The sequence below is a fragment of the Bacillus salipaludis genome (genome assembly GCF_030938565.1).
GTDB lineage: Bacteria > Bacillota > Bacilli > Bacillales > Cytobacillaceae > Neobacillus > Neobacillus salipaludis_A.
This window is the reverse complement of record NZ_JAVGVR010000001.1, coordinates 5325080-5338793: the sequence shown is the minus strand read 5'-3', so window position 1 is coordinate 5338793 and position 13714 is coordinate 5325080. Positions and strand designations below refer to the sequence as shown.

The window sequence follows — 13714 nt, the reverse complement described above, 5'->3', positions numbered from 1 at the left end:
CCGCTGAAAATATTCAGCGGTAATTTTTTTGCTTTGTTACTGGCTCAAACTTCGTACCGCTTTTCATTGTCTAAAAAATTCACCTATATTATAATGAAAGTAGTTAGAATTTTTTAATAATTTTAAAAAAGGAGGAGTTCAATGTCCGACCTCAAACCATGGTTAAAACACTATCCGGAGGAAATTCCCGCCACATTGGAGTATTCTACAGAGCCTGTTCAGCAATATTTAATCAATGCAGCCAAAAATTATCCAGATAAGATTGCGATTCATTTTATGGGGAAGGAAATGACTTATAAAAAGCTTTATGAAGAGTCACTCGTGTTTGCCGGGTATCTTCAGGACCTCGGGATTTCAAAAGGTGACAGGGTCGCAATTATGCTTCCAAATACACCACAGTCAATTGTTGCCTACTACGCTATTCTTATGGCGGGCGGTATTGTCGTTCAGACCAATCCTTTGTATACGGAAAGGGAACTTGAGTATCAGATGAAGGATTCAGGGGCAGTCGCCATCATTACCCTCGATATCCTCTATCCGCGTGTATCCAGTGTACAATCGCGAACCGATCTCAAGCATATTTTTGTAACCGCCATCAAAGATTATCTGCCATTTCCAAAAAAATTAGTTTATCCGTATATCCAGAAAAAACAATATGGAATTGTCGTCAATGTAAAGCATGAAGGAAGTACCCATCTTTTGAAAGAGATTATAAAGGGTCAGCCGAAGGAATTAAAGGAGTTTGATTTCAATTTTGAGGAAGATTTAGCCTTACTCCAATATACAGGAGGAACAACGGGTTTTCCGAAAGGGGTTATGCTAACGCATAAAAATTTAGTCTCAAATACTTCAATGTGTCAGGCATGGCTTTATAAATGTAAACCGGGTGAAGAATCAGTCCTTGGAATCCTGCCTTTTTTTCATGTGTATGGCATGACAGCTGTTTTGATATTATCTGTTATGCAGGCGCAAAAAATGATTTTATTGCCCAAATTTGATGTCGTTACTACATTAAAAACAATTGATAAAATGCGCCCGACCCTTTTTCCAGGTGCACCAACCATTTATATAGGTCTATTGAATCATCCTGATTTGAAAAAATACAATCTTTCTTCCATTAAGGCCTGTATTAGCGGGTCTGCTCCATTACCAGTTGAAGTTCAGCAGAAGTTTGAAGACGTAACCGGAGGCAAATTGGTAGAAGGTTATGGTTTAACAGAGTCCTCACCTGTTACCCATTCGAATTTCCTTTGGGACCGTCCAAAAGTGAAAGGAAGTATTGGGGTTCCGTATCCAGATACGGACGCCGCGATTTTTTCAATGGAAGGTGAAAGACTTCCTGTGGGAGAAATCGGTGAAATTGCCGTAAAAGGACCACAAGTAATGAAAGGCTATTGGAACCGGCCCGAGGATACAGAACAAACCTTACGAGATGGTTGGCTGTTAACGGGAGATCTTGGCTATATGGATGACCAAGGATATTTTTATGTGGTCGACCGTAAAAAAGACATGATTATTGCAGGCGGGTTCAATATTTATCCTAGAGAGATAGAGGAAGTTTTATATGAACATCCGGATGTACAAGAGGCTGTAGCCGCAGGAATTCCTGATCCATATCGCGGGGAAACGGTTAAAGCTTATGTTGTACTAAAAGATGGTTCAACTGTCACAGAGGATGAATTGAATCAATTTACTAGAAAATATCTAGCTGCCTATAAGGTACCAAGAATTTATGAATTTAGAAAGGAGCTCCCAAAAACAGCTGTTGGAAAAATTTTAAGAAGAACATTGGTTGAGGAAGAAAAGAAAAAACTAGATGAGGAACGACCTAAGCATGCATAACATGGAAAGGCCGTGAAATTCAGGTCTTTTATTTTTTGACAGAATCAGCTTGTCTTCTTTTGTTGTTTAAAGTTTTCGGAAAAATTGGTATAGTATTTCTTGACAGATGTTTGAATAAAATCTATTATTAATTTATGAATGATGGTTCATTCATTTTCTATCCCAGATAAAAAATGAATGAACTTTTTCTTCAAAGGGGGGATATGACAACGATGAAAAAAAATAAACCAAAATATATGCAGATTATTGATGCAGCAGTAATTGCCATAGCAGAGAATGGCTACCACCAAGCTCAGGTTTCGAAAATTGCCAAGCAGGCAGGAGTGGCTGATGGTACCATTTATCTTTATTTTAAAAACAAAGAAGACATCCTAATCTCACTCTTTGAAGAAAAAATGGGGAACTTTGTTGAAAAAATTGAGGAAATGATAGCAGGAAAACACTCGGCGGCAGAGAAATTATTAATAATGATAAAAGCTCATTTTCAAATGCTCTCTGATGATCATCACTTGGCAATTGTTACCCAGCTCGAATTACGCCAATCCAATAAAGAATTGCGCTTAAAAATAAACGACGTTCTAAAAGGATACTTAAAGCTGATAGAGAGAATCGTGTTGGAAGGCAAGGAAACAGGGGAATTTTCAATTGACCTGGATGTGCGCCTTGCAAGGCAGATGATTTTTGGCACAATTGATGAAACCGTGACATCGTGGGTAATGAATGAGGAAAAGTTTGATTTATACGCACTTGCACCCTCGGTCCATCATCTTTTAATTAATGGATTTGGGAGCCGGGAGTGTTAATCAAATGGGGGAGAAAATTGGAATTTTTAAAATGGTCTAAAGAAGACCAAATCGCAACCATCACGATTGAACGTCCTCCGGCGAATGCCCTTTCATCAGGTTTACTCAAGGAACTTTCGTCTGTGTTGGATGAAATTGAATCGAATCTTGATGTAAAAGTGATTGTACTACATGGAGAGGGGCGCTTTTTCTCAGCGGGGGCTGATATTAAGGAATTCACGACCATTTCTTCGTCAGAAGGTTTTTCGCAGCTTGGTAAATATGGACAAGATGTTTTCGAACGTATGGAGAAGTTTCCAAAGCCGATTATTGCCGCCATTCACGGGGCTGCTCTTGGCGGGGGCTTGGAGCTGGCAATGGCCTGCCATATCAGGCTTGTCAGCGAAACGGCGAAGCTTGGCTTACCGGAACTTCAGCTTGGGTTAATTCCAGGTTTTGCTGGAACGCAGCGACTGCCAAAATATGTCGGAGTTGCCCGTGCTGCAGAAATGCTTTTTACTTCTGAGCCAATTACTGGTGTACAGGCTGTTCAATATGGGCTTGCTAACCATGCTTATCCAGAAGGGGAAGTATTAGAAAACGCTTATAAATTGGCTAGGAAAATTTCTAAAAAAAGCCATGGCTCTTTAAAGTCAGCTATACTATTATTAAATTATGCAAAAACAGAAGAGTTCTATGAAGGTGTAAAAAAGGAAGCCGAGTTATTTCGTGAAGTATTTATGTCAAATGACGGCCAAGAAGGAATCCAAGCCTTTATTGAAAAAAGGGAACCACATTTTAAAGGTGAATAAACTTCGCTAGCGTGGTTGAACGCGCATCGAAGCCTTTATAAAATTTTTTTCGAAAAAGTTTTCTTAATCTTTCAAACTGAGCGAATGCTCGAAATTTAGGAGGGAAACCATGAACATTTATGTGTTAATGAAAAGAACCTTTGATACTGAAGAAAAGATTTCGATTTCCGGAGGAAAAATCAATGAGGACGGTGCAGAATTTATCATCAATCCTTATGATGAATATGCGATTGAAGAAGCCATTCAAGTACGAGATGCAAACGGCGGCGAAGTAACCGTCATTTCCGTTGGCACTGAGGAAGCTGAAAAGCAATTACGTACAGCATTAGCGATGGGTGCTGACAAAGCGGCTTTAATTAACATTGAAGATGATATCGAACACGGTGATCAATTCACAACTGCAAAGATTCTTGCTGAATACTTAAAGGACAAAGATGCCGATTTAATCCTTGGCGGTAATGTGGCAATTGACGGCGGCTCTGGTCAAGTGGGTCCACGCGTTGCAGAACTATTAAATATTCCATATGTAACAACCATCACAAAGCTTGAAATTGACGGAAGCAATGTAACCGTTACCCGTGATGTTGAAGGAGATTCTGAGGTGATTGAAACGAGCCTTCCATTGCTTGTTACAGCACAGCAAGGCTTAAACGAACCTCGTTACCCTTCATTACCGGGAATCATGAAAGCGAAAAAGAAACCGCTTGAAGAACTTGAATTAGATGATCTTGATCTTGAGGAAGATGACGTTGAAGCAAAAACAAAAACAATTGAAATTTATTTACCGCCTAAAAAAGAAGCTGGAAAAGTTTTAAGTGGAGAGCTTGCTGACCAAGTAAAAGAACTTGTTCAACTTCTTCATACGGAAGCAAAAGTAGTTTAATCGGTTTACAATAAGAGACTTGTCAATTGGCTTAGGAAGTTGGGGAAGGAAAAAGACAGGGTTGAACGATTAGCCAAAATTGTTGCAGGAGGTAAAGGGAATGTCTAGAAAAGTATTGGTATTAGGGGAAGTCCGTGACGGATCATTACGTAATGTTTCATTCGAAGCAATTGCTGCTGCGAAAACAGTGGCAGAAGGCGGAGAAGTGGTTGGAGTTTTGGTCGGCGAAGCTGTAAGCGCTTTAGGTTTAGAACTCATTAAATACGGTGCGGATCGTGTCGTTGTTGTCGAAGATGAGAAATTAAAGCAATATACATCAGATGGTTATTCTCAAGCTCTTTTAGCTGCAATTGAGCAAGAAAAGCCGGAAGGTCTTGTTTTAGGCCATACTGCACTTGGAAAGGATTTATCTCCAAGGATTGCCGGCAAGCTTGGCTCTGGCCTCGTTTCTGATGCTACTGCAGTTGAAGCTGCAGGTGGTAACATTGTCTTTACAAGACCAATCTATTCAGGTAAAGCATTTGAAAAGAAAATCGTAACAGATGGCTTAATTTTTGCATCTGTTCGTCCAAACAATATTGCTCCATTAGAAAGAGACGACAGCAGAACAGGCGAGGTTTCCAGCCTTTCTGTTGATATTAAAGACCTTCGTGCGATTATTAAAGAGGTAGTTCGCAAAGCAAGCGAAGGAGTTGACCTAAGTGAGGCGAAGGTAGTTATTTCCGGCGGACGCGGTGTGAAAAGTGCCGAAGGCTTTGAACCGTTAAAGGCATTAGCGCAAGTTCTTGGCGGGGCAGTTGGAGCTTCCCGTGGTGCATGTGATGCTGATTACTGTGATTACTCCCTGCAAATCGGGCAGACTGGTAAGGTAGTAACTCCTGATTTATATATTGCCTGCGGTATTTCCGGAGCGATTCAACACCTTGCGGGAATGTCTAACTCTAAAGTAATTGTTGCCATCAACAAAGATCCGGAAGCCAACATCTTTAAAGTAGCTGACTATGGTATTGTCGGCGACCTATTTGAAGTCGTACCAATGTTAACGGAAGAGTTTAAAAAACTTAAAGTTCACTCATAATAAGAAAAGCGAAGGCGAGGGTGCTCACGCTTGAAAATTGAAGCGAGCGGAATGATCCGCTCGCTCTTATTACGATTTTGTAAAGAATACTTATGGATTTAATGGGAAAAATATCTACGAAACATATTATTAGCTTGATTTACCAAACGATGGTATACTTTCGGTAGTAATTCAGTAATTTATAGGAGGTCAATATAAATGGCTATTTCACATGTAACTGATCAAAACTTTTCTGCTGAAACAGGTTCAGGTCTTGTTCTTGCAGATTTCTGGGCACCATGGTGCGGACCTTGTAAAATGATCGCTCCTGTTCTTGATGAACTTGATTCAGAAATGGGCGAAAAAGTAAAAATCGTTAAACTTGATGTTGACGAAAACCAAGAAACTGCCGCTAAATACGGCGTTATGAGCATTCCAACTTTGCTTGTTTTCAAAGATGGCGAAGTTGTCGATAAAGTTGTCGGCTTCCAACCAAAAGACGCATTAGCAGGCGTGTTACAAAAACACGTTTAAAAATAGCCCAAAAAACCTTAGCTGGAACTTTCCGGCTAAGGTTTTTATTTTTCCTATAAAACACAGCTTTTCTTTAAACGTAATTTAATTTAAACTTTAGCTATGTTAGAGAATAATGTTGATTATTAAACCTTAGTTGATTGGAGCGGAAGGTGAGGAGGCTCCCCAGACCGCCCACGAACCGCAAGCACCTGGAGCGGTAATCAACTTTTAAACAGATATAAAGAATGGGGTGGGGTGGCCGGAATGAACGAAACAATAAAACAAAAATTAACATTACTGCCTGATCAGCCTGGCTGCTACTTAATGAAAGACCGCCAAGGAACAATTATTTATGTAGGTAAAGCAAAAGTCTTAAAAAATCGTGTCCGCTCCTATTTTACCGGCTCACACGATGGCAAAACATTGAGACTGGTAAATGAAATTGAGGACTTCGAATACATTGTAACTTCCTCTAATATTGAAGCACTGCTTCTTGAATTAAATTTAATTAAAAAGTACGATCCTAAATACAATATCATGCTAAAGGATGACAAAAGCTATCCGTTTATAAAACTGACAGCAGAAAGGCATCCAAAGCTAATCATTACAAGAAAAGTTAAAAAAGATAAAGGCAAATATTTTGGTCCCTATCCGAATGTTGGAGCAGCAAATGAAACAAAAAAGCTGCTTGACCGCCTCTATCCATTACGGAAATGCTCGACCCTGCCGGACCGCGTCTGCCTTTATTATCATTTAGGACAATGCCTCGCACCATGTGTGAATGAAGTGGCGGAAGAACAATACAAGCAAATGACCGATGAAATTACCCGCTTTTTAAATGGCGGCTATAAGGAAATCAAAAAAGATCTTACCGAAAAAATGACCGCAGCGGCGGAAGAATTGGATTTTGAGCGTGCAAAAGAATTCCGCGATAAAATTATCCATATTGAAACGATTATGGAAAAACAAAAAATCACGATGACTGATTTTACTGACCGTGATGTGTTTGGCTATGCTGTTGATAAGGGCTGGATGTGTGTCCAAGTCTTCTTTGTCAGGCAAGGGAAACTCATTGAGCGGGATGTATCCATGTTCCCGATTTACAATGAACCAGAGGAGGAAATCCTCACCTACCTAGGTCAATTTTATCAGAAGTCCAATCATTTTAAGCCAAAGGAGATTTTAATCCAGGATGAAATTGATCTCGACATGGCTGAACAACTTCTTGAAGTAAAGGTGTTGAAGCCTCAGCGCGGGCAGAAAAAAGATCTCGTTAAAATGGCGATTAAAAATGCGAAGATTGCCTTGAATGAGAAATTTTCATTGATTGAGAAAGATGAAGAGAGAACGATTAAGGCTGTAGAGACCCTTGGAAATCTTCTTGGAATTTATACGCCGCATCGGATTGAAGCCTTCGACAATTCAAATATTCAAGGGACGGACCCGGTGTCGGCAATGGTCGTATTTACCGATGGAAAGGCAAACAAACGGGAATACCGCAAATATAAAATTAAATCCGTTCAGGGACCTGATGATTATGAGTCAATGCGCGAGGTTACGAGACGAAGATATGCAAGGGCTTTAAAGGAAGAACTACCACTTCCGGATTTAATCATCATTGACGGTGGGAAGGGACATGTCGAGGCGGTTAGAGATGTATTAGAAAATGAACTTGGTCTCGATATTCCAATCTCCGGCCTAGTGAAGGATGAAAAACACCGTACATCTCAATTGTTGTACGGGAATCCCCTTGAAATAGTCCCGCTTGCAAGGAACAGTCAGGAGTTTTATTTGCTGCAAAGAATTCAAGACGAGGTTCACCGATTCGCGATTACCTTTCATCGCCAGATCCGTGGCAAAACAGCTTTTCAATCGCTGCTCGATGATATCCCCGGTATTGGAGAGAAGCGGAAAAAAATGTTATTAAAGCATTTTGGTTCCGTGAAAAAAATGAAAGAGGCCAATCTTGAGGAACTTATTGAAGCTGGCCTGCCGGTAAATGTTGCTGAAGAATTAATGAAAAAACTTCAAAGTTGACCGTTGTCAGAAGAATAGTCCTATGCTATAATGAGTGAAAATTTAATAACACTTTATCAACGTAAAGTGTAGGTAGAGGTGCGAGCTTCAAGAGTAGTGGTTCTGAGAAGGATGAGCTTCAAGGAAGAATCATGAAAGGGAATGTTCGCCGAAGTGAAGAGAGTCTCATTTCTTTCTTTGCTGGTCCTGTGTTGAATAAATACTGGATTGTCAAGACTACTAGTAGGTCTTGGAGAGCTATCTTACATTGTAAACGCAAGAAAACTTTTTTTGTGTTCCCAAAGCAATGAGATACTCTTCTCATTGCTTTTTTTGTTTTTCAGAACTACATAGCCTTACAGGAAGAAGGGGAAAAAATGGGTTTAATTGTACAGAAATTTGGGGGAACGTCCGTTGGCAGTGTTGAAAGAATCATGAATGTGGCGGAACGAGTGAAAGATGAAACGATATTAGGAAACCAAGTGGTGGTGGTTGTTTCCGCGATGGGAAAATCAACAGACCAGCTTGTAAAATTAGCTAAAGAAATTTCTCCACAGCCAAGTAAACGGGAGATGGATATGCTGCTTACAACGGGGGAGCAGGTCTCGATTGCCTTATTATCGATGGCATTAAATCAAAAAGGACTTGAGGCTGTTTCCTTTACAGGCTGGCAGGCGGGAATTGTTACGGAACCTGTTCACGGAAATGCCCGAATTACCGATGTTAGAACGGAGGCAATTGAAAGCCAATTGTCACATCGAAAGGTTGTCATCGTTGCCGGTTTCCAAGGCATTACCGAAAGCGGCGAGATTACCACACTAGGACGCGGGGGCTCTGATACTACGGCAGTCGCATTGGCAGCTGCACTAAAAGCGGATCGATGTGATATTTACACAGATGTAACCGGGGTATATACGACTGATCCCAGGTATATTAAAGGAGCACGACAGTTGAAGTCTATTTCTTATGATGAAATGCTTGAACTTGCCAATTTAGGTGCCGGTGTACTCCACCCAAGGGCTGTCGAGTTTGCGAAGAATTATCAGGTACGGCTTGAAGTTCGTTCAAGTATGGAGAAAATTGAAGGAACAATCATTGAGGAGGAAGCAACAATGGAACAAAATCTAGTAGTCCGCGGTGTCGCATTTGAGGATCAAATTACGAAAGTAACGGTATTAGGTCTGGCGAATTCATTAACAAGCCTGTCTACCATCTTTACAACACTTGCACAGCATCATATCAATGTTGATATTATTATTCAAAGTACAACAGAGGCAGGAGCTGCAAATCTTTCTTTCTCAATCAAGACTGAAGATTTAATGGAAACTTTAAAAGTTCTTGAGGATCATAAAGAATTGCTAGGCTACGAGCAAATTGATGCAGAAAACCAATTATCCAAGGTGTCTATCGTCGGTTCAGGAATGATTTCCAATCCGGGGGTTGCTGCCAGAATGTTTGAAGTATTGGCTTCCAATCAAATTCAAGTAAAAATGGTCAGCACCTCAGAAATTAAGGTGTCAGCAGTGATCGAAGAAGAAAATATGCTAAAAGCCGTCCAAGCACTTCACAACGCCTTCGAACTATCCTCCGTAACAGAATAACAATGTCCGTCTGAGGCGGATAAAACAAGCAATTTGTCCACGAACGGTGACAGGCACTATGTGAATTCTTCACATAGTGCCTGTCACTTTTTAGTCTAGGGTATCTTTTTTGTCCCATTTTACAGTGAAGAGTACTTTGTTGGATTTTTTTATAGGGTGTTCGAAGGTTTCAGCGATGACCTTTTTTTGAAGTTCGATTTGCTGGGCAAGGAAACCGGCCTCGAGCTGGAAGTAATATTCAGCCTTTGATTTCACTCGGGAAACAATTAGTGGACTAATGAGTTCAAATTCCATTTCATCCTTATTCTCATTTTTAATCGTTAAGTGTCCCCATGAAGCCCTCTCGAAAAACTCAATCAGTTCATCATAATGATTTAAAGGGTACATTCTAGCTAATCGCTTTCCTGCCCAATATAGTATTTCAGGAGTGTCTTTTCCTAAAATTTCGGGTAAAAGAATTTCTCTGATTAGCTCATATCCAAAAATCGACACCGTTCTCGTCTCATCTGATTGCGTGTTTAAATTAACTGCCGTACTATCGTTCAATAGTATCCCCTCTTTCTACCATTCTATTATATACAATATTGGTTAAATTTCATTACTGAATTTTAGATTATAAAACGGTTAAGGAATCCAATTTCAAGGATTGTTATTTCGCTATACTTTTTTTGCGTACCATCATAACTATATTACCTTTTTACTTTAATTTCTATCCTTTACATAATGATAAATAAAATGTAGTTATAATGGAAACGCTTCCAAAATCAACCTCAAAAATGTAAGCGCTTAGCATTCTTTTTTACTACTAAAATCGCAAAAAAATTGTATTTTTAAAAAATAATTCTGTATACGGTTTCTTGACGCTCTATGTCGACAGGAGTAAAATGGACATGTCACAATTTTGTCATAGTGATGCTAGGTTGAATTTTCTTTTTAAATGGTTTATAAAAAGGAAGGAAACTTAACATCATTCTTATTATTTAAGGGGGGTAAATTATGGCGGGAAATCGAGAGTTTATTTCACGAAGAGTACACTCGCTGCTAGGGGTCATTCCAATTGGTTTGTTCCTTATCGTGCATCTAGTAGTCAACCATGCCGCTACGGGCGGAGCAGAATCCTTTCAAAGAGCAATAAATTTTATGGAGGATCTTCCATTCCTTATCGTTCTAGAATGGGTATTAATTTATTTGCCATTATTATTTCATGCAGTCTATGGCCTTTATATTGCCTTTACATCAAAAAGCAATGTCGGCAGAATGGGGTACTTCAGAAACTGGATGTACATTCTGCAGCGTATAACAGGGGTGATTGCCCTGATCTTTATTGCATGGCATGTATGGGAAACACGGATCGCCAAGGCATTTGGAGCTGAACTTAATTTCCAAATGATGGCGGATATCTTATCTTCACCATTCATGTTTGGTTTCTACTTAGTGGGAGTTCTTTCAGTTATTTTCCACTTCTCAAATGGTTTATGGTCATTTATGGTAAGCTGGGGAATTACCATTTCACCACGCTCACAAGTCATTTCTACATATGTGACTTTAATCATTTTTGTGCTGCTTTCCATTATTGGAATTCAAGCGCTTCTAGCATTTGTGTGATCAACAAATTAACGAACGGAAAATATTGGATTTAGGATTAGGGAGTGAGTCACGATGAGTAAAGGTAAGGTGATCGTAGTCGGTGGTGGTTTAGCTGGCTTGATGGCAACCGTTAAGGTGGCAGAATCGGGGACACCGGTAGAGTTATTTTCTCTAGTTCCGGTGAAACGTTCTCACTCTGTTTGTGCCCAAGGCGGTATTAATGGAGCAGTAAATACTAAAGGGGAAGGCGACTCTCCTTGGATTCACTTTGACGATACAGTTTATGGCGGAGACTTTTTAGCAAATCAGCCTCCGGTTAAGGCAATGTGTGAAGCTGCGCCTGGTATTATTCACTTATTTGACCGGATGGGAGTTATGTTTAACCGTACCCCTGAAGGATTACTTGATTTCCGCCGCTTCGGTGGAACACAGCATCACCGTACAGCATTTGCCGGTGCAACTACTGGTCAGCAGCTACTTTATGCGTTGGATGAACAAGTTCGCCGCCATGAGGTAGAGGGCTTGGTTACAAAGTACGAAGGATGGGAATTCCTTGGTGCGGTATTGGATGACGAAGGCGTTTGCCGCGGTATTGCTGCTCAAAATTTAAAAACAATGGAGATTAAATCTTTCGTGGCTGATGCCGTAATTATGGCAACTGGCGGCCCTGGGATTATCTTTGGTAAATCAACAAACTCTGTTATTAACACTGGTTCTGCTGCGTCAATTTTATATCAGCAAGGCGTTTCCTATGCAAATGGTGAAATGATTCAAATTCATCCAACTGCAATTCCTGGTGATGATAAACTTCGTCTCATGAGTGAATCAGCTCGTGGAGAAGGCGGTCGTATTTGGACCTATAAAGACGGTAAACCTTGGTATTTCTTAGAAGAAAGATATCCTGCATATGGAAACCTTGTACCACGTGATATTGCAACACGTGAAATTTTCAATGTCTGTGTGGATATGAAACTAGGAGTTAATGGGGAAAACATGGTCTTCCTTGATTTATCACACAAGGATCCACATGAATTAGATGTAAAATTAGGCGGAATTATTGAGATTTATGAAAAATTTGTCGGAGACGATCCGCACAAAGTTCCAATGAAAATTTTCCCTGCCGTTCACTATTCAATGGGCGGTATGTGGGTTGACTATGACCAAATGACGAACATTCCTGGCTTATTTGCAGCAGGTGAGTGTGATTATTCACAGCACGGTGCAAACCGTTTAGGAGCGAATTCATTACTATCTGCTATTTACGGTGGTTCTGTTGCAGGACCTAACGCTGTTCGCTATATTGGGGGACTTGAAAAGAGTTCTGATGCTATTTCTTCTTCTGTATTTGATCGAAAAGTTAAAGAGGAAGAGCAAAAATGGAATGCGATTATGTCAATGGACGGAAATGAAAATGCCTATGTTCTTCATAAAGAGCTTGGCGAATGGATGACTGATAACGTTACAGTTGTTCGTTACAATGATCGATTGTTAAAAACAGATGAAAAAATTCAAGAGCTTTTAGAGCGATACAAGAAAATTAACATCAATGATACAGCTAAATGGAGCAACCAAGGTGCTGCGTTTACACGTCAATTACAGAACATGCTTCAATTGGCTCGTGTTATTACACTTGGGGCTTATAACCGTAATGAGAGCCGTGGTGCTCACTACAAGCCGGATTTCCCTAAACGTAATGATGAGGAATTCTTAAAAACGACAATGGCGAATTTTGTTGACGCTACTTCAGCTCCGGCATTCCATTATGAAGATGTTGATATCTCGCTGCTTGCTCCACGTGAACGTGACTATACTAAAAAGCATTAATTGAAAGGGGAGTAGGAAAAAATGGCTGAAACAAAAACAGTAAAATTTATAATAACCCGTCAGGATACTCCAAACTCTGCTCCTTTTGAGGAGGAGTTTGAACTTCCATACCGTCCGAATATGAACGTTATTTCGGCGTTAATGGAAATTCGCAGAAATCCTGTCACTGCAAAAGGACAGGATACATCCCCAATTACTTGGGAAATGAACTGTCTTGAAGAAGTATGCGGAGCATGTTCAATGGTTATCAATGGCAAGCCGCGCCAAGCTTGTTCGGCGCTTGTTGATAAATTAGAGCAGCCAATCCGTTTGGCACCAATGAGTACTTTCCCGATTGTACGTGACCTTCAAATTGACCGAAGCAGAATGTTTGATTCCTTAAAGAAAGTAAAGGCTTGGATTCCAATCGATGGTACGTACGATTTAGGTCCTGGACCACGTATGCCTGAGAAAAAACGTCAATGGGCATATGAACTTTCAAAATGTATGACATGTGGTGTATGTCTAGAGGCGTGCCCAAATGTGAATAGCAAAACAAACTTTATGGGTCCTGCTGCCTTTAACCAAGTTCGGTTGTTCAATGCTCACCCAACTGGTACGATGAATAAATCTGAGCGTTTAAATGCATTTATGGAAGATGGCGGAATGCAAGGCTGTGGTAATTCACAAAACTGCGTGCAATCTTGTCCGAAAGGGATTCCAATCACAACATCAATCGCAGCTGTTAACCGTGACGCTACCATGCAATCATTCAGAAACTTCTTTGGAAGCGACAACGATTAATCCAGTTTTAA

12 protein-coding genes and 1 riboswitch are annotated in these 13714 nt (G+C 40.3%); of the genes, 11 read left to right on the top strand and 1 reads right to left on the bottom strand.

Translation table 11 applies throughout. The annotated features are described in order from the left end of the window. Nucleotides 1-141 precede the first annotated feature (141 nt). The 8 genes from RCG21_RS26605 (at nucleotide 142) to RCG21_RS26570 (ending at nucleotide 9509) form a co-directional block, all read left to right on the top strand. Nucleotides 142-1842, top strand: coding sequence for an AMP-binding protein (locus RCG21_RS26605; protein ID WP_133334384.1), 1701 nt, complete (start codon nucleotides 142-144; stop codon nucleotides 1840-1842). 212 nt (nucleotides 1843-2054) lie between these two features. After that, a complete protein-coding gene (gene fadR / locus RCG21_RS26600) occupies nucleotides 2055-2645 on the top strand; it encodes a fatty acid metabolism transcriptional regulator FadR (RefSeq protein ID WP_026572251.1) in 591 nt (196 codons plus the stop codon). A gap of 17 nt (nucleotides 2646-2662) precedes the next feature. Beyond that, complete coding sequence (locus RCG21_RS26595) at nucleotides 2663-3436, top strand: enoyl-CoA hydratase (protein WP_308913933.1); 774 nt, start codon at nucleotides 2663-2665, stop codon at nucleotides 3434-3436. A 109-nt stretch (nucleotides 3437-3545) separates the two neighbouring features. After that, nucleotides 3546-4319 carry an electron transfer flavoprotein subunit beta/FixA family protein gene (locus RCG21_RS26590; RefSeq protein ID WP_133334386.1) on the top strand — a complete coding sequence of 258 codons (774 nt, stop codon included), beginning with the start codon at nucleotides 3546-3548 and terminating at the stop codon, nucleotides 4317-4319. 100 nt (nucleotides 4320-4419) lie between these two features. Further along, nucleotides 4420-5397 (top strand): electron transfer flavoprotein subunit alpha/FixB family protein, encoded by a 978-nt coding sequence (locus RCG21_RS26585; protein ID WP_308913932.1) that lies wholly within the window; start codon nucleotides 4420-4422, stop codon nucleotides 5395-5397. 198 nt (nucleotides 5398-5595) lie between these two features. Then, on the top strand, nucleotides 5596-5910 hold the full coding sequence (gene trxA, locus RCG21_RS26580; protein ID WP_133334388.1) for a thioredoxin: 315 nt from the start codon (nucleotides 5596-5598) through the stop codon (nucleotides 5908-5910). 246 nt (nucleotides 5911-6156) lie between these two features. Continuing rightward, nucleotides 6157-7929, top strand: coding sequence for an excinuclease ABC subunit UvrC (uvrC, locus tag RCG21_RS26575; protein ID WP_308913931.1), 1773 nt, complete (start codon nucleotides 6157-6159; stop codon nucleotides 7927-7929). Nucleotides 7930-7994: 65 nt separating this feature from the next. Further along, nucleotides 7995-8177, top strand: a riboswitch (Lysine riboswitch). Between the two features lie 108 nt (nucleotides 8178-8285). Next, on the top strand, nucleotides 8286-9509 hold the full coding sequence (locus tag RCG21_RS26570; RefSeq protein WP_308913930.1) for an aspartate kinase: 1224 nt from the start codon (nucleotides 8286-8288) through the stop codon (nucleotides 9507-9509). 90 nt (nucleotides 9510-9599) lie between these two features. Here the strand turns inward: RCG21_RS26570 and RCG21_RS26565 are convergent, their stop codons facing one another. Continuing rightward, a complete protein-coding gene (locus RCG21_RS26565; protein WP_133334391.1) occupies nucleotides 9600-10055 on the bottom strand; it encodes a YslB family protein in 456 nt (151 codons plus the stop codon). 450 nt (nucleotides 10056-10505) lie between these two features. Between RCG21_RS26565 and RCG21_RS26560 the strand changes: the two genes are divergently transcribed. Genes RCG21_RS26560 through sdhB form a run of 3 tightly spaced genes read left to right on the top strand, consistent with a single transcriptional unit; the run spans nucleotide 10506 to nucleotide 13703 of the window. Beyond that, nucleotides 10506-11114, top strand: a complete 609-nt coding sequence (locus tag RCG21_RS26560) for a succinate dehydrogenase cytochrome b558 subunit (RefSeq protein ID WP_133334392.1) — start codon at nucleotides 10506-10508, stop codon at nucleotides 11112-11114. A 54-nt stretch (nucleotides 11115-11168) separates the two neighbouring features. Further along, nucleotides 11169-12920, top strand: a complete 1752-nt coding sequence (gene sdhA / locus RCG21_RS26555; RefSeq protein ID WP_133334393.1) for a succinate dehydrogenase flavoprotein subunit — start codon at nucleotides 11169-11171, stop codon at nucleotides 12918-12920. A 21-nt stretch (nucleotides 12921-12941) separates the two neighbouring features. Further along, a complete protein-coding gene (gene sdhB / locus RCG21_RS26550) occupies nucleotides 12942-13703 on the top strand; it encodes a succinate dehydrogenase iron-sulfur subunit (RefSeq protein ID WP_308913929.1) in 762 nt (253 codons plus the stop codon). The last annotated feature ends 11 nt before the right edge of the window (nucleotides 13704-13714 follow it).

What these genes read in the sequence shown, in the direction of transcription:
- uvrC (WP_308913931.1), top strand. Translation starts at nt 6,157, where the DNA reads ATGAACGAAACAATAAAACAAAAATTAACATTACTGCCTGATCAGCCT.
- sdhA (WP_133334393.1), top strand. Translation starts at nt 11,169, where the DNA reads ATGAGTAAAGGTAAGGTGATCGTAGTCGGTGGTGGTTTAGCTGGCTTG.
- RCG21_RS26585 (WP_308913932.1), top strand. Translation starts at nt 4,420, where the DNA reads ATGTCTAGAAAAGTATTGGTATTAGGGGAAGTCCGTGACGGATCATTA.
- trxA (WP_133334388.1), top strand. Translation starts at nt 5,596, where the DNA reads ATGGCTATTTCACATGTAACTGATCAAAACTTTTCTGCTGAAACAGGT.
- sdhB (WP_308913929.1), top strand. Translation starts at nt 12,942, where the DNA reads ATGGCTGAAACAAAAACAGTAAAATTTATAATAACCCGTCAGGATACT.
- RCG21_RS26560 (WP_133334392.1), top strand. Translation starts at nt 10,506, where the DNA reads ATGGCGGGAAATCGAGAGTTTATTTCACGAAGAGTACACTCGCTGCTA.
- RCG21_RS26605 (WP_133334384.1), top strand. Translation starts at nt 142, where the DNA reads ATGTCCGACCTCAAACCATGGTTAAAACACTATCCGGAGGAAATTCCC.
- RCG21_RS26570 (WP_308913930.1), top strand. Translation starts at nt 8,286, where the DNA reads ATGGGTTTAATTGTACAGAAATTTGGGGGAACGTCCGTTGGCAGTGTT.
- fadR (WP_026572251.1), top strand. Translation starts at nt 2,055, where the DNA reads ATGAAAAAAAATAAACCAAAATATATGCAGATTATTGATGCAGCAGTA.
- RCG21_RS26590 (WP_133334386.1), top strand. Translation starts at nt 3,546, where the DNA reads ATGAACATTTATGTGTTAATGAAAAGAACCTTTGATACTGAAGAAAAG.